This is a genomic window from Pseudomonas sp. PS01297 (assembly GCF_029959305.1).
In the GTDB taxonomy this organism is placed as follows: domain Bacteria; phylum Pseudomonadota; class Gammaproteobacteria; order Pseudomonadales; family Pseudomonadaceae; genus Aquipseudomonas; species Aquipseudomonas helleri.
In genome coordinates this window covers 52,182-78,090 of the sequence record NZ_JASCPQ010000004.1, presented here as the reverse complement: position 1 = coordinate 78,090, position 25,909 = coordinate 52,182, and the positions used below count along the sequence as shown (strand labels likewise).

Below are 25,909 nucleotides of genomic sequence, written 5' to 3'. Positions count from 1 at the left end.
TAGGTGGGCTACGTCATCTTCAGTCAGAAAACCCACTTCCTGCGCGATTCCTTTTTGCATTTTTCTGTCCCGAAAGCACCCGCCATCATGACCGTCAGTGCTCCCTGAGCTCTCAAAAAAAAACGGTGTCGTACCGTTGCTTTGTCAATATATGGAATATGTTTTTCCAGATGCCGTCAAGGCGCAGGGAAGATTTTTTAAACAGTCTACGTAGGGCATACCGTTAGCTAGAGTATGCTAAAAATATACTTTGGTAGTCTTAATCAAAACGCCACTTGTATAAAAAACCGCCGGAGATCGGCCGTGCAGGCTAGGGGTATACCCAGAAGAAACGGAAAGTAAACTTCGAGACGCTACTTCTTATGTTATATTCTTTAAAGTGTTTATGGCTTGATGTCAAATTCTAAATAAGAGATTTCGTTCTGTGCATGGAATCCATTAGTTCTGGAAATTTGTTTAATTCTTGCTAGGACTATATGGCCTTCAATTCTAACTAATTCCCTAAGCTGTCGCATGTGGGCTTTTGTGGCTTTTGCAATATTTTCTTGAGCAGGTTCGGTGATTTTTATTGCTGGTGTGCGATTGCCATAACTCAATGAACTTGTCCCTTGAGAGGCCGTGCTCAGGTTGGACAAGCGTGTTCGAGCTTTTGCGACTGCTCTGTTACAAGTCCATCTGCCTTGGGGGAGTCGGAGCGATCATCAACTAATGTGACGTCCTCCTGCGCGCAATAATTGCCAGCGGGCCGTCTCCGCCACGGGTGCAGTCCGTAGCCAATAAGTTACTAAGGCGAATAGGGCGTGGAATCCGGTGTGACCTGCACATACCATCTAGGCACTTTTAACTCCGTCGCGACAATGCTTGATGATGTGCTCGCGCGCCCCCGGTGCGATCTCTTCAATCTGAGGATTATCCGGGCTTCCACTAAGCTCGCTTCAGAGTATGCCGACCGGGGCATCTGCATGGCTCCGATGACATGGATTACTCGATTGGGTGATCCAGTTGCTTGACCAAAAGGGCGGGACGTTGTGCCCAGAATGCCTTCTGGATGCTTACTAAGGCTGGGTTTTGCCTGTGCAATATAGAGCGAGATCGAGGGTGAAAAAAAATATTTTCGCTACCCCCCTTGAAATCATTTTTTAAAACCGGAGATGTTATATTTGAGGACAAAAGAAAAGCAGCGATCCCGACAGCCTCGCTTTTTTGGTTTTTCCACGAGCTTTTAAGGCAATCGACTCGATTGCTTTGCTGTTGCTTTGGTTTTTAGGCTGTTTTCCCTGTCTACTTTTAAATGATGGCTGTTGCACAGCTTAACCTGCGGTGTTGGATATAGGCCCGTAGGGCAGTGAGATGTCGCCTCTTTGCGCCGTAAGGCGCTGCTATTTTTTGATTTCAAAAAGAAGCAAAAAAGCCAGAAATTGTGAGGGATAGCTCCGTCTGAGAATCTTAGGAGGTCTAACATCCGTTATGAGCTGGCACAGCAGGGGAGGTATTTGATTGGTTATCAGTGCTAAGTGCCTCAACCCACATCACTTCCGGACTCCCTTCCTACTGCTATCTATCAGCCACCAAGGCTCGCCCCGCTCTCGGGTATCAATCTGCGTCAGCCCCATCGCGACCTCAGTTGCTGAAGTGCAATTCTGTCTGCCGGGAAGGACTGAATGCCGCTTTGCTAACCTAAGGAGAGGTTTTGCGATCCTCCTGGGCACTCTTGTAACGGCTTTGAAGTCAATCGCGAGATCTTTGAGCAAATCCTTTGATCAGGCTATAGAAATTGTCACAGACGCTCCTCAATACGACTGGGGGCTCTTCTGTGAGCTCGCCTACGACGACGGGCACTGGCCCAGAATCGTTCGTAATTTTCCTACTGACGCAACAACGCTTTCTCAGACTAGCGAGGGTGAAGAAGTGCCCCACCATGCGTTGCTCGACGCCAGGATTATCGCAGGCATGTTTGCGCCAGTGTGCGAAGGGAGCGGATTATCCTAATCAGATGAATTGATCAGCAATCTGGATTGGCCTGTCGAGCGGAGCAAGTTACGAAATGCAACGCACGCACGTCGAGGCGAATCGCGGAGTTGATCAGTATTGACAAATGGAAGGCTATTTCTGCTATCAGGACTGATATTCATTCCTTTGGTGGTTGGTGCCACAACCGGCGCAACGTCGATTCCGGCAGCCCTAGTTGTCTCGCGGCATCACTCTGGCTCAGCCCTTTCGTCTTAAGCTCCTGCACGGCCAACCATTTCCTCTTAGCTTCCAACTCTCGAGGCGGATTAATGGCTTTCGGTTCGGTTGGAAGCGGTCTATCTGCCAGCCCTAGCGCCTCAGCCTCAGCTAGCGACGCCAGAAGAACTTCGCGCATTGAGCGTTTTTCATGGGATGCAACAGTGAGTGCCAGCAGCGTGATCGGCTCTACGTTCAGCGCTAAGGCTAGACGTGCACTCATATCAACGGTCGCTGAGCTTTTTCCTTGCTCTAGCTCGCTAACGTGCGTTTGCGTGACGAAGCCCGAAAGACCTGCCTGAGATAGACCTTTCTGAGTGCGAAGCAGTTGAACTACTGCTGCATAAGATTTGCGCAGCGACATTTTACTATCCCGATAAAAGGAGACGGTATGTCGCATTTGCCTGCCGCCACACAAACAGATATATTGGTGGTCTTGGCGGTATTATGCATCAGTTAATAATTATTGGATATTGACAGAGAGGGCTTGGGCGATGGATGGGATCATCGAAGACGATCTGCTGGCTGATCACGGTATCCGTTTAATGGGCTCCGAGCTTTCCCTCGACGAAGCCGTCGCGTTCGCCAGAAAGCGCTACAAATGGATGCCACTATGCGCCGTCGAGGAATGGATCATCCTAGACGCCATCGTCACCGACGCCGAGCGAACCAAAATATCCGCTGCCGGATGTCAGCCAATGTTTATGTTTGCCCACAAGGTCGTGGATGACGACCAAAGACGTTTTGAACCCGGCCACTGGGTCAGGTCGAGTATGGGCACTGCGTTCAACGACGGCTTTCTGTTCGAAACTCGGAATAGCGTCTATGTGCTGCTCGGGCCGGGTCATCGCAAATCAGCAACCATCAAAGAGATCTTCTCTCTATTTTGAATTAACCAACCGGGCTGCTTTGCGTCCGCAGAAAACTGAGGCACCTGATGTTCAGAACTGAAGACTCAGACGCTATAGGCGTTCCAGGATTGTTTGGCGAAGGTTTGATGCACTGGCAGGGGGTGTCACGGGTGCTTAGATCGCACTGGTATCACCTAACCGTCCGAATCACCGAGCAGGGTCGAAGCACTGAATTCACGCGAATGATCGAAGGTGAGCACAGACTGCAGCAAATGCTTGTGCAGCAAGGTGCAGGGGAAGTGATAGTCAACGTGCAAGTGGTCACTCCGCCTTGGATGAATAACTGCGATGGCTGGCGTATGGATCGTGTCGTTAGGGTGACTGTCGGTGATGATAACGACTTTGAAGTGAGTCTGATGGAGTTGGACAGCGGTGCTGTTTACCACAACTCACACCGACCAGGTTTTCAAATTCAGTCACTACAGAACTGCCGGCCAATTTTTCTCGAAACCATGATTCGATCAGCCTGAAATTTACTAAGAATTCCCCACGATACCAGCGCTTCTGGTTGCGTGTGAAATTCCTGATAACTCCATACAGAACGCAACCGGAGCGCAATTATGCTCGACACCCTAGATGTGAATTTCCACGGAAAGCGCCATACAGATTTTGATCTGCAGCGAATTATAAGGGCTCAAGAGCAAGGCTTCGACATACCGGTCACTGCGTACCTTTGCGGAGTATCCATCAGTGCGCGCGCAGGTATCGGTGTTGTTTTTGGCCACAAGCGTAAAGACCAATATGGGCGGTTTGGAGATGGCCATCTGATTCGGACTTCTGACGTTCTAAAAGTTGAGCGTGAGGGGAGGTTCTGGGTAATGACGACGGAGAATAGCCGTTATGTCTTAGCGACTTTTCAGCGCCAGAATGGCCGCGCCAGCTTGCGTGATTTTTTGCGTACTACTAAGGGTCAGTACCACCCGACCCCTCGGATCTTGCAGTGATATTTCACCGGGATGGAGGGGATGTCTCTGCCTAATGTTGTGAGTTTGGGATTAAGGTGGCTTGATGCTCCTGAAGAAAGGCGAGGTCGTCACAGTGGCTTCCGGTATCTTTGAGTCGTACAGCCGAGAAGGGCCGTTTGTAGCGACCCAAGACTTCGACCTTGGTGCATTTGTTGGCAAGGCCGTGTCTGCTGTTACTGAAACTTGGGAAGTCACCGGAGTGCTTTGGGAGGTTACTCGGATGCTTGTTGAGCAAGGTTTCCTTGTAGAGCTACCTTGTTGACGAATTCATTTGGGGTCATTGGGTGACGTTGAACTGACGGAAGAGAAGAAGGACTTGTGATTGGGTGTTTGTGATTAGCCCCTAAGCACTATCAATGAATGTGGCTCTGGAGGTTAAGTCGGTTATCGAACGTTCATTGCGTGCCCCTGCGGGGACGGCTGTCGTGTACCAAGCCCCTGCGGGTCTTGGCCCTGGCGGGCTTCCATCCTCACGTCTCCCGCCGAGCGGCCTGCGCGCTCCGCTTGCCGGAGGCATGAGGGTGTAGATAGCCAAATCGGCTTTGATCATCCTTAGATGATGCAGCCGAGAGCAAGAGCGCCATTTGATGCCAAATGCGGGCCTAAGGCGCTCCGCTGACGCGCCCTTGTTTTGTTCCCGTAGTGTCCATGCCACCACTTGCCTTTAGCCCGCAGCAAATGGGAGTTGCGGGCTTCTGGCGTAGGCTGATTTTGTATTTTGGTAAGCGTCCGGCGAACTCACCTTTCGAACTCCAGCTTTCAGGGCGATGGTGTCCGCGTATTTTCAAGCGGACGCGATCGCCTTTATCGCCAGAATTCCCATGCGCCAACGAAGCTCTTAGCCAAGCACCTCAGTAATCATCCACATTCACTCTTCCTGTGCCGCAGCAGTTCGGGCACACCTCGACCTCGATGATCTCTTCGCCGTAGCATCCATGGCATTGAGCAAAAGGTTTGTCTTCTATTGGGTCAAATCCTGTGCCTTCACAGTCTGGGCACTCAACTTCGACTGGGCCGCCACTGCCGGCGCAAATTTCGCAGATTTTAGTGTCCATGTGCACTCCTCTTGGGGTGGGCGCAAGTAAGCTCTCCAGGCCTGCTGTAGCCTGGATGCATGCTCAACGAGTCTCTCTAGCTGCCATCACGGCGCTGTTCTGAGTGCTTACCGACGGTGTCCCATTGCTCTTTCAGCCATGATGCGACAGTAATCTTCAGCAGCGGGGTATCGTGAGATCTTTTTGCGGAGATCGAAGAGATCCTCAAAGTCCCGGCCCTGAAGTTCAGGTAGGTCAGGCCTCAAGATAGCCATCGCGCATGCTGCAAACTCTTTGAGGCCGACTTGGCAGGCGTAAAGCGCGGTTTCGATGAAGTGCTGGGTGAGGTGGAGGATTTGATCAGGGGCTTCAGCTTTTTGCAGCACAGCTATTTTGGTCTCGTTGTACGTGACGAAAAGCTCAACGTGTGTATCGGGGAGGCCAAAAAGGTTCTGTCGTCCAGGGTTCGCCCGGTACTGGAGCATGATCTCATCGATAATGGCGTTAGCGCGTTTCAGGCAGCGTCGATGCGGTGGTAGTACATGGTGGAGCATCTGAGTTAGCTGCATGCCTGCATAGATGTCCCCGAATTCCCACAGCGTTTCCAAGATGTTCGCAGCACGACTTGTTGTCGAAAACTCTTCTGCATTCGCGAGGCGAGTGGCGATAATGGCCACATTTATACGCATGTCTGGCCACGCCAGACTGTTCCAGATACGTGACGTTATCGAGGCCTCATCTGCGACCTTTAGCAGGGCGAGCGCCTCATACACAGCAGATTTGGGGGCAAATCCAGAGCCGTCGCAGGCATCTGCCAGCAGGGGATATAACCGATCGAACCATGAAGGAAGCAGCCCGTCGCGTTTGGCATCCTGAGCGCGGTAAATGGTCTCGGTGAGCTCATCATAGGTGCAGGTTGTAGGTTGCCACATCTCGATGAAGTCGCCGCAGATGTCCACGAGAAACGAAGGCGCCTCAAGACCGAGAGCAGGAGACCTCTGTGCGATGAATGCCCACAGTTGGGCCCCTTGTTGGGCGCGGCGCTGGCTGAGTTCGGCGGTGCTAAGGTGCTCATCTATAGACAACGCCTGTAGATGCAGCTCATTGAACCAGTCGCAGTTAAGCGTGGCGGCCATGATGGATTTGGTCGCCGGTTTGGTCATGTCGCTGTACTGGCCGCTGGCTTTGAGCCGTTCATGCTCAACCGCTCTTACCGCACGCTCAAAATCGGTAATGAATTGGAATTTTGAGTAGCGGGCTTCGAGTAAGGCGCCTAGCCGCCTATTAGAGGTGCTGATGACTTTGGAGTCGAACAGGCGAGAGGTGTTATCGGACTTTAGCATGGCTAGTCTCATGAAAAATGATCGAATAGGGTCAGATGAGCCGCGACTGCAGCTGAATTCATCTGGCTCGGAATCGATCGATTCCAGTTGAGGGTAGAGCCGTCACCTGCGCAAATCTTATGACAAGTGGCCATAGGAAAGCAATCACTGGTCTCGGTGCCCGCGACCGCATCAATCACATCACATCAGCTAATCAAGGATGAGGCTTTAATCGTTCTCTCATTGCAACTTACTCCGCAAGCACGGGCGTTGAGCCATAAATGGTGTCCACTTAAATGAGGTTGGACACGATGGCCTTCGGCGGTGGAGTCGGGAAGGTGTATTGGCCGTAAGCGTCTGCCAAAGTCACCTTGCGCGACTCAGGCAGATACCAGCACGCATATACATGGGCTCGGCGGCGAGCCAGAAGGCGTCGATGCGCAACATTGAGCAACCCCGCGAATGAAACGAGCACAGCCGTCGGGGTCTGAAGTCGGCCACTTTATCGTGAGAACTTGCCTCCCGAGCCGTAATTCAGTGGTCGCTGACGCTTCGGTTTTTGGTTTGGGTTCAATCGGCGCGACGTCCAAAGGAATGATAGCTGGCAACGCGACTGACTGAGCTCGAGGTGTTGCAGGTCTTCATTGTTCAGGATTTTATCGACGCTATCGTAAACTGTCGCGATGGTGTGTTTTCAGATCTGCCTGAGATTCTCGACGGTTATTTTCAACAAGAGCTTCGGGATGTGATTCTTTCGGATGAGAGTGTCATCGCTGCGGTACATCGCGCGACAGGGTCTGAGCCATTTTCGGTTGAGCTGGATGAAGGTAAATCGTTCAGCGAGCCCCTTTGGCGTGCTTCTGATACTTGGGAAGTGTCAGGTTTTGGCACAGTCCATGGAGTAGACGACCGGGCTGATGCCGACGATGAGGATCATGGGAGCGAGGAAGCTATCCACTGTTTTGGCTGGGTCAAGTTTTCTAAAGCGGGGAGGGCCGGACTGAAGTCTCAGCGGAGCGGCGGTGAGTTAGTAGAGGGATGATCTGCCGACTGCATGAGCCACAAACAAGGCCGACTTTTCTGGCTCGAACCGATGCTGCTAACGCGCCCTTTTTTTGCTCTGGTAGATACGAAACGCTTAACATCGTTTAAAGAAACGCCTCTTCAACCAAGGACTTCATGCTGCTCGCTGCGGTGCCTTGTATGAAAAAATCCTGCCTGCTGATTGCAAAGCGCACTGGGTTGATGTGCACGACCTTCGCATGATTTGCTAGAGCTGCGAATGGCAATTCGGCGGCGGGATAAACTACCCCAGAAGTGCCGATCGAAAGAAAGAAGTCGCATTCTTTTGCTGCCGCCATTGCGTTCGTCCAAGCTTCGTCTGCAAGCATTTCACCAAACCATATGACACCTGGTCTCACATACCCGTTACACCTCGTGCATCGCGGCGGTTCGATTCGGATCCCGGCTTCAGGGAGTGGTTCAGAGGGCAGGGGAGACTGGTGTGCGGCGCCGCAGTCGACGCATCGAGGCGAGTGCAGACTTCCATGGAGATGAATCACTGCTGAACTTCCTGCGCGCTCATGAAGATCGTCGACGTTCTGGGTGATGACGGTCAGCTTAGGCACGTGATTGGCGAGCTGCGCGATTGCACGATGTGCTTCGTTGGGCTGAGCCTGGATGACTTTGCGTCTACGCCATTCGTACCACCCCCAGCACAGACTTGGATCTGCATGGAACGCTTCGGCTGTCGCGAGCTTCGAGGCATCGAAGTTTTCCCATAGGCCGGTTAGGGCATCTCTGAAGGTCGGTATACCACTTTCTGCCGATGCGCCGGCGCCGGTGAAAACCACGACATGTTTGGCTTTCTGAAGCAGCTCGGCAATTGTGGTAATGGGCATGGCTGCTTTCCTTTGCTCCGATGATTCGACGAGGTCGTCTGCAGTTTTCGGGTGTAGAGCGTACTGGCGCGCGGCATCGATATTCGAGGCGATGCCGCATCGCCCTTACCCTACCGGAAAAGCCTGCGCGCGGGCTTTTACTTACGGTTGTTCCACCGAGTCATCAAGCCTTTCATTGTCCGGCTGTCACCAAAGAACTTGTTGATGATGCCAAGGTCTTCTTCGCGAAGTCCTACTGGCCTCACATCCTTGAGCACTGCGTCGGTGCCCAAAGATTTTGCCCAGGCAGCCATTTGCCCTTTGGCGGTATCAGAAGCTGCCATACGGAGTTCGTTCAGTAACTGCTTGGCGAAGTCGGCTCGATCCTCATGCGTTACCAGTCGCGTGTTGATATCAGTGCGCAGAGCATTTACGGCAGACCAACTCAACGCGCTGTCAGGCATTTTGAACATTTCGATTGCGAGCGCTAGCACTTCCTGCGACTCCTTTTGATCCTGGCCACCCTCTGCTCGCACGATTTGTTTAAACAGCCGGGCACGGTGTTCATCCGTCGTATTCGCGTTGAGCAAAAGCTTTTTGAGGTTGCCATGAGCTTCTGCTGCCAGGGCCCGACACCAGAGTGACATCGCGAGATCAGGATCTTGCGTGTTGCCGTCCATACCCTTGAGCAGTACAGCTTTTGTGGTATCGAGGTCTTCTTGCATGGACAAGTTAGGCGTCAATGCCTTCCATACACGCTCTAGTAATAAAACCTCAGCAGGCTTGCCGAAGTTGATCGGGCCAGGCAGGTTCGCCATTTGCTCGACAGAGAGCTCAAGACCACTGGTGCTCAGGAATTCAACTGCTTCGTAGGGGTTTTGCTCCCAAATGAAGCAAGCCGTTTCCACGAGCGTGGTGGCGAGAGAATCGGGTACGATTTCGTTCGCAAGCATGCTGTTCAACGAAGCCAATGCATGACGTCCCACGTAGTTAGGGGAGGTTGTGACAGCGAGACGCGCGTCATTGAACATCGCCTGTGGACTATAGCCACTGGTGAGGACGCTGTCTGACGGCCACCGGTCGACCATCATGCGGTGCAGCTCCTCATAAACATCTGGATAGTCCTTGGCATTGCTCACCAGCTTCTGCAGAGCAGGGCCAAGAACAATTGGGCTGGTTTGCAAAATGATGTGGCTCAATCCTGGAAGCAGGAACTTGAGGTAGGTGTCCCACTCATTTACCTTGCTCGGCAACGTCGGCAGCACCTTATCAAGATGCGCTTGAAGCACTGAGCTTCCCCAATGACTCAGAGGAATGTGAGTGGCCGCATCTGTGTAGAGGCTTTCATCTCGCTCATCAAGCGCCAAGAGTTCTGTCAGTTGTGTGAGGTGTTTTGCAAGAGCTTCCTGGGTTTCTTCAGGCAAGTGATCATATGCCTCGAAAACAATATTTCGACACTCGCTAGGGACATCTTCCAGCGGTGCTGTAATCCACTGGTCGACGACCTCCCCAAGCGCTTCCTCATCTAAAGTCACGAATTTCCTAAGGACTGTGGCAGCGTCTTGCTCGTAACCTTCTATCTCGCTCAGCCTCATGCTTAGATCAGCATATGCCTGATAATGCTTTGTCTTAAATCGTGAAAGCCGCAGGGTACCGATGTTGATCAGAAGTTCGAACGCGCGTTGGTAATTCAGTGGTGCCTCTTTGACCTCGCCAACACGCATGCACAAGAGTCTCAGGCATTCCAATACCTGTTCATCGTCGGCTGAAGCCTGGAACTGCTCTAGCGCATTTAAAACGCAATTGATTGGGTCGGGCGCATGGAGGCGACATGTAACGTTGACCTGATGCCACATCTGGTTCCGACTGTCCTCACCTTCAGAGGCCATTTGACGCCAGACGTAATCAATCCGAGCGACCGTGGCGTTTGCGCCCAATGTATCCAGAGCTTGCCCGGCATCAATCTCTTCGGTTTCGTGCGCTTGCAGGGCTGAAGTCAGTTGATTGACATAGGCTGCCCCAATCTCAGGGAGGAGCGTCGATTCAAAGCTGTCCATCCACTTGTGGAACTCGAGGAAAGGAAGCTTGAGGGAGCCTTTAGCTGCGGTGACGGTTCGATCAGTAAGCCAGTTCATCAACGTTAACTTGGCTTGGGCAGGCAGCCCCTGTGTAGCCAGCACGTATAGAGCTGTGTCGGCAGCGCACTTGGCGATGCTGATTGCTTCTTCCATGTTTGGCGCTTGGCCTGTAGGAAGGTCAATGGTGCCCGGTTTCTCCAGATTGAGCAGGTCATCGATGAGTACAGCAGATACGTGCTGCTGATCTACTGGGTTGGCGGCTTTAACGATGCGACCGATCTTCTCGACGCCCAGAATTGTCCTCAGCTCCGGAGAAGTTACGAGGTCGTTGCAAAGGATGCCGAGCACCATCTCCCGGGTACGGGCTGGCACGCGATCAATAATATCTGCCACCACGCGCATGGCGTTGAATTTCAGAGCCTGCTCAGTGCGGTGTAGCTCACTGAGCATGTTGTGCAACAACTGGCCCTCGACATCGCTCAACAGATCATTCGCTCGTGGAGAAAGAGTTTCCAGGAAACCCTGAGTATCACCTGACACCAACTGGCTGTAGATCTTCGACGCATGAGCACCGTATTGGCGTGTGACGGTGTCTTCAGAAAGCAAGAGAAGGCTTTGCAGAGATTCGGGCCAGTTGATACCAACCAGGCTCGCCAAGAACTGGCGCAAATCGCGGCAGCCCTCAACGAGCTTAGGTTTGTCATTTTCATCTTGTGTGACATATCGCCTCAGGACGTGGTGCGCCTCCAGCGGCTCGTCATTGAGAGAGGTCTGCCTGACCATCAAGTTGGTCAGGCGCAGCAGGAGTTGCGGGTCATCTTGGAGGTCGCGATAGAAGCCCGGGAAGCTCACACGTGCCGCGCTTAGCGCCCCAAGGGCAACCGGGTGCTTCGTCACGGCCCCCTCATGCAGGCCGCCGGGTCGTGCACTGCCAATGGCGTCGAATTCGCGCGTTTTGGCTAGCCACCATGTCTGCGTAAAGGCATTGACGATCTGAAGGGCATTGCGTGGGTCGGTAACGTTGACGTGAATCATGCGATCAACGATCTGCTCCACCGACGCGCCTTTGTCCGCAATATCCGTCACCAGATCGGGGAAACTTTTGAGCTTGGAGAGTGCGAACTGGCGCATGTCACTTCGTGGCGGTGGTGGAATCTCAAGCCTGAACTGGAAAATGCGATCGAGGTAGCGGCGTGCATCGGCGGAACTGAAAATAGAGCCTGGCTGTTCGGGATTACTCCGGCGTTTGAAAAGCGCGTCTGCAACCTTACCCTCGTCGCAAGAGATGACAAAAACGAGACCTAAATTGTCTGGCAGTTTGTCTGTTGGGATCTCCATGAAAGTGCGGACAGCGTCCAAACCCAAGACCATCTCCTCTGCGGAGAGCCGGTCAAGATCATCCACGAAAATGACGAGCCGCTCGTAGGGTACTGAGTTGTCCCTGGCAGGCTTGAATTTGCGCAGTTGTTGAAGCAACAACTCTTCATACTGCTCCGCACTCACGCTAGGCAGATGAACTCGGGTGATAGTGTTAAACGGGTTAACAGTTGAGGGTTTCATAACGCTAATCAGGTAGGCATATACCGCGCTGATAGCGGTCACGAAGAAGCCTTGGGCTATGCCACCATCCAGCGGTAGCCACAGGAGGCCGGCGATCACCAGCATCACATAGACTGTGAAGGCGATCGCGAACGCTGGTAGCGGTGCTGCCCAACTGAAAAGGTGCTCCTTGATGAGCTCCTTTACCCTCTTGGGCACTGACGTGGTGTGAGTGACGTTTCGATACAGGTCGTCCTGCAGCTTGCTTTCATCACCTCCCAACTCAAGGAACACGTGGCGGAGCAGTGCTCGCTTAATGTCCTGTTCTTTTCCACCGAACCGCCAGGCGTTGAAAGTGATGCTCTTGAAGCGCTGGCTTCTTGGTCGCTGCCCAACAGCAGTTGAGGTGTCGTCTGACAGTGCACGCGTATAGAGCTCCTTCACTGAGCTCTTGCCGGTACCCCAGCCACCCAGCAAACCAATGCTGAACGGGGGCTGATGACCTTCCTCCTCAATCAGGCACCGTAGCGCCTGGGCATAATGGCGGTGTCCGAAGGCGTCCTGGTCTTCGCTTTCAATGTGACGATCCAGAACGGCGGGCATCCTGCGACTGGAATCTAGCATTCGATCATCCCTGATTACTTTGGCAATTGGCTATCATATGCAAGAGCTTACTGCTCTGATGCTCAGGTGACCAGCGCGCCAATGTGGGGTAGTAATCGTGCGTGCTCTAAATACTTAAGGGATCCTTTGTGCCTTCAACTCTAGTAGACATTATCATCCGCGACCGGGGCGCGCAGGCTTACACAGACTACGCGGAGTTTCAGATTACTGATCCTGATGTAATCGTTCGCGCTGCTAGGACAACACTGGATTCAATCCCACCATCATTCGGCTCTTGCGTCATGGTCAGTGCTGGCTTCACTGCCATTCTCAAATCTCAAGGGATACCCGCCGTTGTCGTCCTCGGTGACTTACTGATTAACGGCCAGTACGCTTTTGAATGCCGAGGGAACATTCCAGGAGCAACCTATGAGGGGGAGTTCGTAGAAGCCACGTGGGATGGTCACGCCTGGGTAATGTTCGCAGGTGTCATCTGCGATCTGTCGATCTTCCGAAGCGCCTACGCCACTAAGGCGCCAAGCAATCTCAAAAACTTCATGAGTCAGCAGTTCGGTGAGGGCAAGGGAGCACTGATGTGTCCCTATGATAGCCTGCCGGTAGGTATGGAATTTGTGCCCAAATTTGCTCTCAATGACGTTCAGATTCTGGGGATTCTGGATGGTTTGTCCAGGCAAGCACTTGGTTAGCATCCGGCATCATGGTTTGAACCGCTCACTGTCATCGTCGTCGGAAATCCGCCAGTCGGCCTCATTGGGAACAACTGGGCTATGTTGAAACCTCCCGAACGGAGACTGTTTGTCGTATGGCAGAAGCGGGAAGGAATGCCTCCCCTCCAACAGTTCGGGAAAGCGCTTGAAGACCGTCAGGTGATGCAGAGGAATGGTTTGGATGTAGGCAAGGAGATTGCCAAGATTGATGGTGACGCCAGGCTTTCCAGGCGCTTGAAACTCTTCGCTTAGTACGCGAGACAGGTTCCATTCGATCGAGTGGATATCAATATCAGGACGTGCTTCAGTCAAAGTCGGGGCTAATTTCGTGAGGTGGTGATAACTTTGATAGCCGAGTCCTCTGGCAAGAATAGCCAAGGACTGAGTATGTATGATCGGTTCCACCCCTGGCCATGATTTGAAGAGGAAGCGAGCGACCTTCTTTAAACCAGAGTTATGTTCGAGATCAGATGGGAAAACAGGAACTATCATTGCGCAAACTCCGGTCGATGGCGGTGTCGGCTGCCCGCAATGACGACTGTCGAATGCGTGAAAAAAGAGAGGGTGGTTCGCCTGTGACAAAGTCTTTGCGTGCCGACCGCGCGATTCAGGTAATCGCTTGGTCATTATGCTACTGATGGCTCGCCAGTGGGTCAATAAGGAAGTCGGTGTTGACTGCACGTTGCTTACGGATGCGCTTCATGAGGCCCAGTATTTTTGATTGAGCTGCTGGGTGGTGATGAAGAGCTCAGAGTGGTGAGCTCAGTTCGATGCATCTGCATGCACAACTCCGACGATTCTTCGCGCGCATTCGATCTCGATCACTATGAGTAAGGCTTTCAAGTTTTTCGATAATCATGGGCTTGGATTCGTCAGCGATCGTCGATCACCACCGGCGCCATGTGATGTAGTCCGAGCAGGCGTCTGCAACCTTTTAAGCTAATACATCGTGCAAATTTCCAGCCCGCATTGAGCGGGCTTCTTTATTCCAGTTTTTGCTTGTCCTTCAAAACCTTCTCTGTCTGCTTGAGTACAAACGCCGAGCATGCCCCTGAAAGATGATTGATAAGCTGCGCCAGATCAGGGCCTGGTGGAGTGTAACCGTCGTTTTTGCCATGGGCAGTGCTGCTGGAATTCCTGAGAGTCCCGATCCCATGAAAAATAGTTCCGATCCCTGCCAGAGATTGCTTAGCGCCTTCATTCAGCATCCCGGCTTCATGTAGTTTTTTTGTTGTGCGAGAGGTGAGATTCTGTAGGGGCAGAGTTTCATAACCCGTATCCCTAAGCTCCTTGAGACACGCTTTCAGGACTGTTTCTACGTGCGAACTACTGCGAGCGATTGAGTCCTCTGGATCGACCTCTACTGCCTTCTGAGCCTTCTGCCATGACTCAAGTAAAGTCGGATGGTGCTCAAACCGTTTTTTAATGTCTGAGTCAATGGCTGCTTTTTCTGCTGAAACAAAATCGGTTAACCAATCATTAGTGGTGCTGATGGTTACGTGCTCTTCTTCTAAGTTTCTTGAAATATCTGCTACTAGCGATTCTAAGATTGCCGGTGTGCTCAGCAAGAGCACCCAATCAGGCTTGATTTCTGCTAGCTCGTAGTCATTCCAGTCAGGTTCAGGCCAGCCGTCTGCAAACCGCTCTACTCTTACAATCAATCTTTCCCCAGTGAACGACAACCAGCCGGTGCTACCGCCACTAACACCGATATCTTCTATCTCCCAATGCTCAAGCGTTACTGACTTGCTAGAGCCACGGCAACCGAGGTCACCCGCAGATTCCGCTAGCTTTTTATCGAACGCTTTCAGATGGTCTAGTAATTGTTGGCGTTCGCCCTTCACCTTTGCGGACAGTGCCGCCAAGCCGGTTAGCCCATCGTTGTTCGCCATGAATTTTCCTACCCTCAATCAGAACTGACTTTTTACAGGAACCAACCGAAAATCTCGACAGGGTAATTGACCGAAAACGACAGCCCAGGGGGCGGCGGCCTGGGTCTACGTATAGTTATTACACGCGAGCCTCAGTATCACCTCGGCTACAAGCAACGAAGTAAAAGGCTTACAACGTTTCATCCTTTGGCGGTAAAACGTAGGTTTAAAGCTGGTGTCCATTTCTGGCAGTCGGTCAAGATGTCCCGCTTACATAGCGCGCCATTAGCTTCTGCCGCGAGCCGTTAGTCCGATAGCCGGATCTACGCTTCGATCAACTGAGTACGGTGTGTTTGAGCAGTGCAGCGATTAGCCGGTCACGGGATAAGTGGCTTGCAATGGTGGTCGGCTCAGAGAGCGAACGGTAGGTGTGAGGCTCGTTGGCTCACCGTCAAGGCAAGGATCGATTAACCACCTGCGTGAGCAGGGCACAATTGGTCTGATAGCGAGTCATCGTCTCTACACGCAAGCCTCACTGCCTCGGCGACACTGAGAGCGCGGGTAGGTATCCAAAGGTTATCCATGACCAGATACCTCTGTTGTGTGACTTGATTGCGCAGCTTGAGAGCTTTCAAAATGTCATCAATGACTTTCAGCGTAGCGTTTGCAGGCTCTGTCTCGAACGTGATGTCGAACACCGCCGCATCCAACTGCAGGTAGTTCTTGCTGTTCGTCGGAGGCATGATAAACGGGGTGACTTTATCAGCAGGTAAAATCCTTCCATTCAGTTCGTCGAACTCAGTCACTGGAATCCAGCTGCTGTTGCCACCTGGTAGCTCGTACCCCCCTGCGCCGGAAGCTTTTGCGACAATCGTGCGAGTGGCGTGGGCAATAGGCGTTTGCGGTGGGTAATCCACTTTGAAACGCTTAACGATTTGGTCTGCTGGACTATCGTTTCTTAGGTCGAAGTCGTAATAGCGGCCATGTGGTTTAACGAACGATAGCGTTACGTCTCCTACCAAAAAATTGTAGGCTGTGGTCATCAGCAAACTGAAAAGTCCAAGCGATGCCAGAGCAGCGAAAGCTTTGGTAAACCATCGTTTTGGACGACCATAAGGGGCTGGTCGTTTGAACGATTTTGGTGTTTTTGCCGTGCGTCGATTTGCCAAGATTTCGAATCCATTACTGGGTGAGTTTCATCCCTGTTGCCTCAAGCGCGAGGCGCGCTCGGGGTATTGAGATGAAAGTCTATCAGCTGGGTTGCGAGAAGCTAGGTTGCCGGCTTTCACGGCACGTGGAGTCAACGAGCTGTTTTCCTTTTGTCATGAAATCTATCAGATCTGTAACAACGACATTAGCGGCGTTGTCACTTGATAGCTCGGAGGCTCGTATCCTTCTGACCTCTACGCCTTCCCACGTCAAAGGAACCAAGCGCTTATCAGTATCGGCAGGTGATTCGCGATGATAGGTATCTCCGTCGACCTCAATAATGAAAGTCAGACCTTTGAACACCACCACGAAATCGGGCTCGAGACGATTGTAGGCTTTGCCTATCCGTACGAAGACTGGAAGCGGAGCGACTGCGAGCTGTGCACGTGTCATTGCCGTGAACAGAGGATGTGGCCATTACCACAGAAATCTTAAGTCACTAGGGCGAGCCCTTGAAATGGCTCGCTCTGGAAATAACGGAGGCAGGCGGCGGGTTGGTAGACTCCTAGGAGTCATGTAGCAGGATTATTGATCTCAGTTGATGCTCCCAAAGACTTGGACACCATTCGCGTGGCCTGACATAAATTAAGGAAAAATATGTTCAGCAAATCTCAGATTATTACCATCCCAGTCATGATCTCATCGGTACTTTTACTCACCGGTTGCCCCCCATCACCGGAATTCACCCGATGGCAACGTACTTCGACCTCTGTAGATGGTGTAAGAGCCGCAATGGCAGAATGTGGCGACCCTGTGGCAGGGCCACAAAACCATTTCCCAATAAACGAACAGATAATTCACTTTCAATGTATGCAGCGCCTCGGTTTTACCCGTAAGGACGGCTTTGAATACTGTGAAATAATGGAGAATATGCCAGCCTGCGTCGAAAAAAGGCAGGGTCGTCCGCTTAGTTTGTCGCAGCTCGAAGCGTTGCCGTTTGTAGAAGATGAAGCATTTCACCCAATCAAGCCTAATTCTGGTCGGGATGAACGTATGCAGGTCTCATGGCGTAAAGCGGGAGCATCACGCCATTTCGAATTCGAGGTAGCCAATGATAGTGAAGCCCTGCCAGTGATGTATGCGTGTGGCTATGCGAAACCACTTGGGTCGAATCTGGACGTCGCTAGCATAGGGCGCACTGCAGAAGTGCAGCGTTGCATGATTGATCACGGCTTTGAGCCCAAAAATAAAATTATGTTGGTTTGCCAGACTTACCCACAAGTGACGGGCTGTTCGTCGACAATGCCACCGAGTTGAGCAGATGGAAGGCAGAGCCAAGAGGGGCTTGATCGTGAGAAGTAAGAGTTCCTAAGCGCACGACGTTCTGCCTCATGAGCCCAGCTAGGTCTTCTACATAGATTTAACCGATACCAGTTCCACGTACTTGTATTTCTTCCTAGCAGCTCTCACAGCCTCCTGCTCAGCAAGCAACGAGCTCAACGTGTCAGCCTCGTGAATCAACTCGGTCATTTTTCCCTCAAATTCGTTTCCAACCCTGAGAGTAACCTTCAGCCTAGGCGTGAAAGCTTTTGCCGCTTTCTTCTTCACTTGGGGAGCTGCTGCTGGCCTTGTAGGCACTACTTCTGGCACATGCTCCTGTACTAGAGGAGCGTACACCTGCTCTTCGGGCTGAGGCGTACCGAATAGAGCACGACGCATTTCTTCTTCAGTTAATTCAGAGCTCATAGATTATCTCAAAGGACGCGGTAATCAGCTCGACGAATTCTACTAGGATGGACGCCATCACTCTACGAAACCAAATGAACGCTTAGAAAGGTACAGCGCAATGGATAAGACAATCGCCGTCGACCAACTGGCTACCACCGACCTAAGATCAATCAACGAAATATGGCTGGAGGGGACTCATACCCAGCTATGCCTATGGCGGGGCGAACAGGTCTTTACCCACGAGATGATGAGCGAGGGCACCCACGATCAGAATGTCCGACGCCTGTGCTTGCAGTTGGTCAGCGCAGACGATCAAGCCGCCGTGGCCAGCGTTGAGGTAATTGTGCGCGAACGGCTAAAAAAGATGGGGAAGGAGGGCGAGTTTTATCCCGCTGAGGAGGTGGACACTCATCAATAAGAAAAGGAGCATCGGGCATTCATGGAGAGTCAATTCAGGGCCTGTTGTCGCTTGGAAGCAGACCCTTTATGGTCATCTTGGAACGCTTAGGGTTACTCACTCAATTCACTAACACCATGGAGCAGGCCACGGTTTATGGATATCGAATTTCACGGTAATGGCATGCGTGATAACCCGTCTGTAGGTACATGCGATGAGTACGGCGTGAGCGGGATTACCAGCTTTGACGATCTGACCGAAGCTCGTCGTAACATTGCTGAGGCGCACCCAGGCTTTAAAATCCTGATCTCGCTCGATGATCTGCACCAAGCTCGCTACACCTCGGGGCATGCGCGCAATAATTTAGGGATGGACGATGCATCGGAGCAGGACATAGCGGGTTTACCTCCAGAGTGCTTCGAAAATGGTGAATACATAGGCTACCCGACTACGAAAGCAGAGTTCGCAATCTGCTATCGCAATTTCATGAACCTGGTTTCAGCCACGTCTTTCGAAGATGCTTGCGCGCATGGTTTGACGCTGGATGAGCGGGCCATGCAGGAGTGGATCGGTTACCAGAACAACCCTATCTCTCTTCTAGAGCAGCCCCTTTCCGTTCTCCTGGTGCCCGTTCAGCAGTCTTGCCAGGCACTCGCGGCTTTTCCGAATGGCTATTTCACTTCCGACCTGGATCCTGCGAAAAACTTTGCGGTTGCACGCCACTTTTCAGAAGCGCATGGCTATGGGTTGATGGGTGTAGGTGCTTCTTACATCGGATTCGTTCGTGCTGAACCGCCTGATACATCCCTTGCTACCGTCGTAGCCAAAGACTTCTGTGCGCTCTATAACACTAGCGATGAAGACCTACAGACACGCATTTCTGCAGTCGCACAGGCGATTTCCGGTCGGACGCATTTGTGGCTCCGTTACGTGGAATGAGCTCCGTGCGCAGCAAAAGCCCGACTGAATAGAGACCAGAACTTGTGAGAAGTCTGGGGCTTTTGGCAGCCTCGTAGGAGAGCAGTTGCTTTGCGCGTTGTGTTCTCCGTACGACGGTGGCCCTGCTGAGTCGGGCCGCAAAATCTGACTTACTTTAGTTGGCGAGCCGCTGTGCGCGGGCAGGCTGTCGTGAACTGAGCTCCCGCGTCCCGCCGTATCTCGGCCCTGCGGGCGTCCATCCTTCACGCCTTCGGCTGTGCCAGCCTGCGCGCTCCGCTTGCGTCGGTTACTCAGCGCTTTTCGACGTTCTGTACCCGAGCAGCTTATAGAATCTAAACATTGATACTTCTGCTTCAATCAAGTGTCTATTCTATTGTGAATTGACAGTATCAATTGCTTAGGAAACTCCCATGTCCAAACTCGCAGAATTCCGCCAGCTTGAAAAACACCTCGCTGAACAGCTCCAAGCGCTTGAAGCCCTCAAGGGTGATGCTGGCCTTAAGAAAGAAATAGAATTCGAGACCAAACTGCGTGATTTGCTCGCAAAATACGGCTATAGCATCAAGGACGTGATCAACCTTCTTGATCCGCAAGCGGGCCGTCGCGCTCCAGCCGCCGAGCCTAAAACCGGTAGTCGTAAGCCTCGCCAGTTGAAGGTCTACAAAAATCCTCACACTGGCGAAGTCGTAGAAACAAAGGGTGGCAACCACAAGACTCTTAAAGAGTGGAAAACACAGCACGGCGCCGCGACCGTTGAGTCCTGGTTGACCAAGTGATTTTGATTTAAATACAGAAGGGCCCTGATGGCCCTTTCTTAGTCAGCTTTTATGCGCCGCCAGCGCTCCGAGCAGTAACGCACTTCATCCCTGCGCGTGCCCATTTCTTCCTCCAAGTGAAGGGAAGTCCACAGATCACGCAGGCTTTTACGGGAAGCTCACTCTTTTTCACAGATATAACTACCGGCTGGATCTGTCTGTAGATGACTTCGACAAGAAGCGTGCAGTGGCGCGCAGCGGGAGGCTGTAAACCCAAATCTCAGAATCCGAAGCGTACTTCCTGCACCCTTGCTTTCAATTCAGCGACTTTACTGCGAGCTGAGCCGAGCCTGGGCTTTGTGCAGACTGCCGATCTCGACACTGCAATGCTCAGCGTGGATTAACGCCATGATGAGCCTTCAACCGGCCACAGACCAGGCACGGCTATCCTCTACCTATTTACTCTGGGTTGCTCTGCCGTAACCGGCAGAGCAACAGTCACCATTATTAGAGCTTGAACTCGATGAGGTCGCCGAGTTCTTGCACCATCATGGCCACATGCACGGTCGTTTCTTTGTAAACGCCAAGAGAATCCATCACTCCTTTGATCTGGTTCCAAGCGATGTTCTCGGCTTCATTTCGCTTCTGCGTAATGGTCGTTTCACTCAGATGAACAACGCCTTTAAAAGCCGTTTCGACAGTTTCGAGTTTGACCCAATCCTCGATCTCGACACGGTTCAATTTCTGACGCAAGCGAGCTGCTTGATTTTGATGCACCCGATCAGTTTCTGTGTACGGGGAGACGCTGTAAGTCAGCAGGAAGGAATAACTAGCCATGAGAGTCCTTTCAATGGAATGTGGAAGTGTACGAGTTGCAGGTTGCCCGCGATCGCCTTGTGGAACAACCGGCTCAAAGTAGGAGTGTGTGCCTACTTTATAGTGTTTTGTTGTGAGGTAGTCACTGTCATGAGGTAGGCATTATATCTGTTCGAAATTTAGGAGTTGGACATGCGTATTTTGTACATGGCGGAGCCCAGCAGTGCATCTGAATGGCGTGAAGAATTTTCAAAGCAGGCCCCCGACATTGAGTTTCGTGAGTGGCCGGATATTGGCGATCCATCTGAGGTTCGCTACATAATCGCCTGGGAACCGATTCCGGATCTCATGCAGCGATTCCCAAACCTCAAAGCGTTGTACTCAGCTGGAGCCGGCGTCGATCAGTTCGATTTGTCCCAGCTACCTAGTCACGTTTCGATGGTACGGCTCATTGAAACTTCAATGGCCGATATCATGGCCGAGTACGTTGTGTTTGGTGTTCTCACCCTACACCGCGATATTTTCGACTACCAGATCAGGCAGCGGGAACGATGCTGGATGCCATTTCCCGTCATTCCCGCTTGCGAACGTCGAGTTGGGGTTATGGGAGCAGGCAGGCTAGGGCTGGCCGCTCTAGAGCGATTGCGACCCTTCGGGTTCCAGTTAAGCGCGTGGAATCGCTCGCCCAAGGATGTGCCGGGAGGACGTTGTTACGTGGGGGGGCAACAACTGCATGAGTTTTTGGGACAATGCGACGTTCTAGTTAACCTTCTCCCCCTTACTCCTGAAACTCAAGGGATTCTGAACGCGGCCAATCTAAGCCTTTTGCCGCATGGGGCTGGGCTCGTCAATGTTGCTCGCGGTGCGCACGTTGTCGAAGAAGATCTCTTGCGGTCACTGAACAGCGGAAGAATCGGAGGAGCGGTTCTAGATGTGTTCAACCAAGAGCCGCCTTCGCCCGATCATCCGTTCTGGAGTCATCCCAGAGTGTTGATCACTCCACATATTGCCAGCAACGTACAAGTGAAAGGAGCCGTAGACCTAATAATGAGAAATCTATATCGAGAGCGGAGGGGGTTGCCGCTGCTTAACGTGGTCGATCGTTCGAAGGGCTATTGAGCCGAAGAAAATTTTGGGTGTGGGGGGCTCTTGAAGAGCCACCCAGAATGGATTTAGTGGCCGCCCAGATAGGCCTCTCGTACCTCTTGATTTCCTAGTAGCTCCTCACCTGTTCCTGTCATCCTGATTTCGCCGGTAACCATCACATAAGCCCTGTCGCTGAGGCGCAGCGCGTGGTTGGCATTTTGTTCGACCAGGAAGATGGTCATCCCTGTTTGAGCGAGTTCTCGCAGCGTGGCAAAGATTTGCTTCACGACGATTGGAGCTAGGCCGAGAGAGGGTTCGTCGAGGAGCAGGAGCTTGGGCCGGCTCATCAGTGCCCTAGCGATGGCAAGCATTTGCTGCTCGCCACCAGACATTGTCATTGCCCGCTGGTTTCGCCGCTCTCTGAGGCGCGGAAACAGATTGAACATTTGTTCTCGATCTTCCTCCGCGTGATTCATTCCTACGGGGATGGTACCCATCAGAAGGTTCTCTTCGACCGTCATGTCCGGAAAAACGCGGCGTCCTTCAGGCGACTGAGCGATGCCGTTGGATGCCACGAAATGGGTGCTCTTCCGGGTGATGTCCTGCCCTTGGTAAATGATCTGCCCGTTAGTAGCTCGTGGCTGTCCAAAAATCGACATCAACAGTGTCGATTTGCCTGCCCCATTTGCCCCGATCAGGCTCACGGTTTCTCCAGAGTTGATATGGAGATTTACTTTCCTTAGGGCCTGAATGGGGCCGTATTGAACATCTACGTCTTTGAACGCGAGAATCTGAGTGCTCATGCTACTTCCTCCTCTTCAGCGCCGAGGTAAGCAGCTATTACCTTCTGGTCGCATTTGATCGAATTTGGTGTGCCCTGAGCGATTACAAGCCCATGATCCAGAACGATGATGTGATCAGAAATGCTCATGACCATCCCCATATCATGCTCAATCAACAATACGGTAAGTTGATGGTCATCTCGGAGTTTGCGGATGATGCCGCTGAGAGTAATTGTCTCTGCTGGATTTAGGCCTGCTGCGGGCTCGTCAAGGCAGATCAACTCCGGGCCGGTACACATCGCCCTAGCGATCTCTAAACGCCTTTGCTGACCGTATGAGAGTTCTCCCGCGAGCCTGTTGCAGTGCTCCACCAGGTCGACTACTTCAAGCCAGTAGAAAGCGGTATTGAGCAATTTGTTTTCCGTGCTCCGGTACCCTGGTGTATTGAGAATCCCGGCCACCAGGTTGCGCTGTGCGAGCATGTGCTGAGCAACCAGCAGATTCTCAAGCACCGTCATTTCTTTGAACAGGCGGATATTCTGGAAGGTGCGAGCCAGTCCAGACCTGTTCACCAGGTGAGTACCGCCAAACATCTTGTACCAAAGTCGAGAAGCGAATTGCTTCGGGCTAACGAAGTCATGAGCCTTGAAGGGCTCCCCCAGAACCTGAATGACGTCTGTTTGCTTGCCCTGTGCGTTCAACAAAATCTTCCCGCCCGTGGCGGAGTAGAAGCCTGTTAGGCAGTTAAATACGGTGGTCTTGCCGGCGCCGTTGGGGCCGATCAAAGCTGAAATTGAATGCCGTTTGATGGCAAAATTGACATCATTGAGGGCCTTGATGCCACCGAAGTGCATCATGAGACTGTCCACCGTGAGGATGTTGTCTTTCATGGGGCTACTCCCTTGCGTGGTGCGATGCCGATACGGTTGATCCTAATCAGGCCGCGTGGCCGCCAGATCATCATGAGCACCATCAGCATGCCGAACATGAGAACCCGGTAGTCGGCAAAGCTGCGCAGCAGCTCAGGAGCAATGGTCAGGACGAATGCTGCAATAACGACTCCTACGGTAGAGCCCATGCCACCGAGTACAACAATCGCGAGAATCAGGGCCGACTCGAAGAAGGTGAATGAAGTCGGGTTCACGAAGCCTTGGTAGGTGGCGAAGAAAACTCCCGCGATGCCGGCAGTTGATGCACCAATCATGAAAGCCGAGAGCTTGACCAGAACATGGTTGAGCCCCATGGAGCGGCAGGCAATCTCGTCTTCACGGAGCGCCTCCCAAGCTCTTCCGACGGGCATACGTGTGAGTCGATGTTTGATGTAGAGCACTGACATCACGACCAGCAGAAGCACCGTGTAGATGAAGATGAACTTCATGTTGGAGTTGTAGGTGAGCCCCAGAAACTCGTGATAGGGAACTCCGCCATCTTTGGCGCGGCGAGCGAACTCGAGTCCAAAGAAAGTCGGAGAGGGAGCGGTCATACCGTTGGGCCCGTTGGTGAATGAAACCCAGTTGGTTAACACTAAACGGATGATTTCCCCGAAGCCCAGCGTGACGATAGCCAGGTAGTCGCCGTGCATTCGTAGCACCGGGAACCCGAGCAGCATGCCCGCGAATGCGGCCATTACTGCGGCGAGTGGCAGCATGCTCCAAAACCCAAGGCCCAGGTACTCGTAGCCCAGAGTCAGTCCGTAAGCACCAATTGCGTAGAAACCGACAAACCCGAGATCGAGCAGCCCGGCCAAGCCCACCACGATGTTGAGACCCAAGCCGAGCAGCACGTAGATCAATCCGAGGATAACCACGGTCAGTACATACTTGTTTGCACAGAATGGCAGGATGAACGCTAATACGAGCAGCACCGGAATGACCCAGCGCATCTGGGATTTGTTGCCCGGTAGCTGAACGCCAACACCACCGCCTGTGCGATCAAAGCGCTCCAAAAGCGAATGGCCCCGGGCTGTCTGGAGAAACAGGCTGAGGGCGAGGCGACCTGCCATTACCGTCCCGACGAGCCAGGCGACTCGGTCGAATCGAGGTGTGAAGTCATAGCCCTGCAAGACGACGCCAACAATAGGGCCGAAGACGATCAATGCGATCAGGCCGGCCATGACAGTGTCGATCAAGCTTTTCTTGATGTCGGTTTTATAGATTTTATCGCTCACGGCTTCATACCTTGGTTACTTGAGGTCGGCCAAGGAGTCCTTGGGGGCGGAAAATGAGGATCAGCACGAGTAGGGAGAAGCTAAAGACATCTTTGTAGTCTGAGTTAACGACACCTGAGAACTGAGCTTCAGCAACACCCAAAATCAACCCACCAAGCATGGCGCCGGGCAACGAACCGATGCCGCCGAGGACTGCTGCAGTGAAGGCCTTGATACCGATGATGAAGCCTGCGTAGAAGTCGAAGGTTCCGTAGTTGAGGGTGATGAGCACCCCTGCTAGGGCGCCCATAGACGCGCCGATCACGAAGACATAAGAGATGATGCGATCAGTGTTGATGCCCAAGATTTGCGCCATTTTTCGATCTTGTTGTGTGGCGCGGCACATTCTGCCGAGACGGGTATTTTTGATCACGAAGGTCAAGGCAAGCATACCTATCACTGCTGCTGCCAAAATGAACAGCTTTGTATGGGTGATCATTACGAAGCCTTCTCCAACCGAGAAACGTAGCGTTCCTTCGAGCATGGTTGGAATACCTTGCTGCCTCGCACCCTGACTGATTTGTACATAGTTCTGAAGTATGAGTGAAATGCCAATAGCCGAGATTAGAGGAGCAAGACGGGTTGAGTTTCGGAGAGGTTTGTACGCAATTCGCTCAATTGCGAAACCGTAAACTCCGGTTACTACGATCGTGAATATTAAAGTGCCCAAAATTATCAGAGGGAAGGAGTCAATGCCGAAGAACGTGAGGACTGCAATCGAAATCGCGGCCAGGTAAGCAGAGACCATATAAACTTCGCCATGAGCGAAGTTGATCATGCCGATGATGCCGTAAACCATTGTGTAGCCAATGGCGATCAGTCCATAGACCGAGCCCAGCGTTAGTCCATTGACTAGCTGTTGAATAAATGTGTCCACGAGGAAATCCCCCAAAC

26 protein-coding genes and 2 pseudogenes are annotated in these 25,909 nt (G+C 52.4%); 11 read left to right on the top strand and 17 right to left on the bottom strand.

Translation table 11 applies throughout. The features are described from left to right. Positions 1–383 precede the first annotated feature (383 nt). Entirely contained in the window at positions 384–635 is a 252-nt protein-coding gene (locus tag QMX84_RS03010) for a hypothetical protein (protein ID WP_282363097.1), read from the bottom strand. Between the two features lie 1,075 nt (positions 636–1,710). Between QMX84_RS03010 and QMX84_RS03005 the strand changes: the two are divergent. Further along, positions 1,711–1,989 (top strand): annotated as a pseudogene (locus QMX84_RS03005) (hypothetical protein); the annotation flags it as partial. 139 nt (positions 1,990–2,128) lie between these two features. Here QMX84_RS03005 and QMX84_RS03000 read toward each other — a convergent pair. Continuing rightward, positions 2,129–2,590 carry a helix-turn-helix transcriptional regulator gene (locus QMX84_RS03000; protein WP_282363096.1) on the bottom strand — a complete coding sequence of 154 codons (462 nt, stop codon included), beginning with the start codon at positions 2,588–2,590 and terminating at the stop codon, positions 2,129–2,131. A gap of 130 nt (positions 2,591–2,720) precedes the next feature. Here QMX84_RS03000 and QMX84_RS02995 point away from each other — a divergent pair, with 130 nt between their 5' ends. Next, positions 2,721–3,116 (top strand): hypothetical protein, encoded by a 396-nt coding sequence (locus tag QMX84_RS02995; RefSeq protein WP_282363094.1) that lies wholly within the window; start codon positions 2,721–2,723, stop codon positions 3,114–3,116. 155 nt (positions 3,117–3,271) lie between these two features. Here QMX84_RS02995 and QMX84_RS02990 read toward each other — a convergent pair whose 3' ends face one another. Next, entirely contained in the window at positions 3,272–3,394 is a 123-nt protein-coding gene (locus QMX84_RS02990) for a hypothetical protein (protein WP_282363093.1), read from the bottom strand. 303 nt (positions 3,395–3,697) lie between these two features. Here QMX84_RS02990 and QMX84_RS02985 point away from each other — a divergent pair, with 303 nt between their 5' ends. After that, positions 3,698–4,081 (top strand): hypothetical protein, encoded by a 384-nt coding sequence (locus QMX84_RS02985; RefSeq protein ID WP_282363092.1) that lies wholly within the window; start codon positions 3,698–3,700, stop codon positions 4,079–4,081. 64 nt (positions 4,082–4,145) lie between these two features. Further along, positions 4,146–4,364, top strand: coding sequence for a hypothetical protein (locus QMX84_RS02980; RefSeq protein ID WP_282363091.1), 219 nt, complete (start codon positions 4,146–4,148; stop codon positions 4,362–4,364). Between the two features lie 589 nt (positions 4,365–4,953). Here the strand turns inward: QMX84_RS02980 and QMX84_RS02975 are convergent. Next, positions 4,954–5,157, bottom strand: coding sequence for a hypothetical protein (locus QMX84_RS02975; RefSeq protein WP_282363090.1), 204 nt, complete (start codon positions 5,155–5,157; stop codon positions 4,954–4,956). 107 nt (positions 5,158–5,264) lie between these two features. Beyond that, a complete protein-coding gene (locus tag QMX84_RS02970; protein WP_282363089.1) occupies positions 5,265–6,479 on the bottom strand; it encodes a hypothetical protein in 1,215 nt (404 codons plus the stop codon). Positions 6,480–7,086: 607 nt separating this feature from the next. Between QMX84_RS02970 and QMX84_RS02965 the strand changes: the two genes are divergently transcribed. Beyond that, on the top strand, positions 7,087–7,500 hold the full coding sequence (locus tag QMX84_RS02965; RefSeq protein ID WP_282363088.1) for a hypothetical protein: 414 nt from the start codon (positions 7,087–7,089) through the stop codon (positions 7,498–7,500). A gap of 106 nt (positions 7,501–7,606) precedes the next feature. Here QMX84_RS02965 and QMX84_RS02960 read toward each other — a convergent pair whose 3' ends face one another. Both QMX84_RS02960 and QMX84_RS02955 read right to left on the bottom strand, forming a co-directional pair. After that, a complete protein-coding gene (locus tag QMX84_RS02960; protein WP_282363087.1) occupies positions 7,607–8,359 on the bottom strand; it encodes an NAD-dependent deacylase in 753 nt (250 codons plus the stop codon). A 137-nt stretch (positions 8,360–8,496) separates the two neighbouring features. Next, positions 8,497–12,579: a P-loop NTPase fold protein gene (locus QMX84_RS02955; RefSeq protein WP_282363086.1), complete on the bottom strand. Its 4,083-nt coding sequence runs from the start codon at positions 12,577–12,579 to the stop codon at positions 8,497–8,499. 128 nt (positions 12,580–12,707) lie between these two features. Here QMX84_RS02955 and QMX84_RS02950 point away from each other — a divergent pair, with 128 nt between their 5' ends. Beyond that, positions 12,708–13,265, top strand: a complete 558-nt coding sequence (locus QMX84_RS02950; protein WP_282363085.1) for a transglutaminase domain-containing protein — start codon at positions 12,708–12,710, stop codon at positions 13,263–13,265. 9 nt (positions 13,266–13,274) lie between these two features. On the opposite strand, the gene QMX84_RS02945 is transcribed toward QMX84_RS02950, so the two are convergent. The 3 genes from QMX84_RS02945 to QMX84_RS02935 all read right to left on the bottom strand — a co-directional run bounded on the left by QMX84_RS02945 (position 13,275) and on the right by QMX84_RS02935 (position 16,326). Further along, a complete protein-coding gene (locus QMX84_RS02945; protein ID WP_282363084.1) occupies positions 13,275–13,778 on the bottom strand; it encodes a hypothetical protein in 504 nt (167 codons plus the stop codon). 491 nt (positions 13,779–14,269) lie between these two features. Next, on the bottom strand, positions 14,270–15,178 hold the full coding sequence (locus QMX84_RS02940) for an abortive infection family protein (RefSeq protein ID WP_282363083.1): 909 nt from the start codon (positions 15,176–15,178) through the stop codon (positions 14,270–14,272). A gap of 446 nt (positions 15,179–15,624) precedes the next feature. After that, on the bottom strand, positions 15,625–16,326 hold the full coding sequence (locus QMX84_RS02935; RefSeq protein WP_282363082.1) for a hypothetical protein: 702 nt from the start codon (positions 16,324–16,326) through the stop codon (positions 15,625–15,627). Between the two features lie 637 nt (positions 16,327–16,963). On the opposite strand from QMX84_RS02935, the gene QMX84_RS02930 reads away from it, so the two are divergent. Beyond that, on the top strand, positions 16,964–17,623 hold the full coding sequence (locus tag QMX84_RS02930) for a hypothetical protein (protein ID WP_282363081.1): 660 nt from the start codon (positions 16,964–16,966) through the stop codon (positions 17,621–17,623). A gap of 93 nt (positions 17,624–17,716) precedes the next feature. Here QMX84_RS02930 and QMX84_RS02925 read toward each other — a convergent pair whose 3' ends face one another. Further along, positions 17,717–18,052 carry a hypothetical protein gene (locus QMX84_RS02925; RefSeq protein WP_282363080.1) on the bottom strand — a complete coding sequence of 112 codons (336 nt, stop codon included), beginning with the start codon at positions 18,050–18,052 and terminating at the stop codon, positions 17,717–17,719. A 100-nt stretch (positions 18,053–18,152) separates the two neighbouring features. On the opposite strand from QMX84_RS02925, the gene QMX84_RS02920 reads away from it, so the two are divergent. The 3 genes from QMX84_RS02920 (at position 18,153) to QMX84_RS02910 (ending at position 20,146) form a co-directional block, all read left to right on the top strand. Further along, positions 18,153–18,452: a hypothetical protein gene (locus QMX84_RS02920; RefSeq protein ID WP_282363079.1), complete on the top strand. Its 300-nt coding sequence runs from the start codon at positions 18,153–18,155 to the stop codon at positions 18,450–18,452. Positions 18,453–18,587: 135 nt separating this feature from the next. After that, the gene (locus tag QMX84_RS02915; RefSeq protein WP_282363078.1) at positions 18,588–19,370 is read left to right on the top strand and encodes a DUF4253 domain-containing protein; all 783 of its coding nucleotides are present in this window, start codon (positions 18,588–18,590) and stop codon (positions 19,368–19,370) included. Between the two features lie 410 nt (positions 19,371–19,780). Beyond that, complete coding sequence (locus tag QMX84_RS02910; RefSeq protein WP_282363077.1) at positions 19,781–20,146, top strand: histone-like nucleoid-structuring protein, MvaT/MvaU family; 366 nt, start codon at positions 19,781–19,783, stop codon at positions 20,144–20,146. A 38-nt stretch (positions 20,147–20,184) separates the two neighbouring features. Here QMX84_RS02910 and QMX84_RS02905 read toward each other — a convergent pair. Continuing rightward, positions 20,185–20,318 (bottom strand): annotated as a pseudogene (locus QMX84_RS02905) (DUF2256 domain-containing protein). A 314-nt stretch (positions 20,319–20,632) separates the two neighbouring features. Then, entirely contained in the window at positions 20,633–20,962 is a 330-nt protein-coding gene (locus QMX84_RS02900) for a hypothetical protein (RefSeq protein WP_282363076.1), read from the bottom strand. 171 nt (positions 20,963–21,133) lie between these two features. On the opposite strand from QMX84_RS02900, the gene QMX84_RS02895 reads away from it, so the two are divergent. Then, the gene (locus QMX84_RS02895) at positions 21,134–22,060 is read left to right on the top strand and encodes a glyoxylate/hydroxypyruvate reductase A (protein WP_282363075.1); all 927 of its coding nucleotides are present in this window, start codon (positions 21,134–21,136) and stop codon (positions 22,058–22,060) included. A gap of 53 nt (positions 22,061–22,113) precedes the next feature. Here the strand turns inward: QMX84_RS02895 and QMX84_RS02890 are convergent, their stop codons facing one another. Genes QMX84_RS02890 through QMX84_RS02875 form a run of 4 tightly spaced genes read right to left on the bottom strand, consistent with a single transcriptional unit; the run spans position 22,114 to position 25,907 of the window. Continuing rightward, on the bottom strand, positions 22,114–22,830 hold the full coding sequence (locus tag QMX84_RS02890; RefSeq protein ID WP_282363074.1) for an ABC transporter ATP-binding protein: 717 nt from the start codon (positions 22,828–22,830) through the stop codon (positions 22,114–22,116). Next, on the bottom strand, positions 22,827–23,699 hold the full coding sequence (locus tag QMX84_RS02885) for an ATP-binding cassette domain-containing protein (RefSeq protein WP_282363073.1): 873 nt from the start codon (positions 23,697–23,699) through the stop codon (positions 22,827–22,829). Before QMX84_RS02885 ends, QMX84_RS02890 begins: the two co-directional genes overlap by 4 nt. After that, a complete protein-coding gene (gene livM / locus QMX84_RS02880) occupies positions 23,696–24,976 on the bottom strand; it encodes a high-affinity branched-chain amino acid ABC transporter permease LivM (protein WP_282363072.1) in 1,281 nt (426 codons plus the stop codon). The genes QMX84_RS02885 and livM overlap by 4 nt, the downstream gene beginning before the upstream one ends. A 4-nt stretch (positions 24,977–24,980) precedes the next feature. Beyond that, on the bottom strand, positions 24,981–25,907 hold the full coding sequence (locus QMX84_RS02875; protein WP_282363071.1) for a branched-chain amino acid ABC transporter permease LivH: 927 nt from the start codon (positions 25,905–25,907) through the stop codon (positions 24,981–24,983). Between the last annotated feature and the right edge of the window lie 2 nt (positions 25,908–25,909).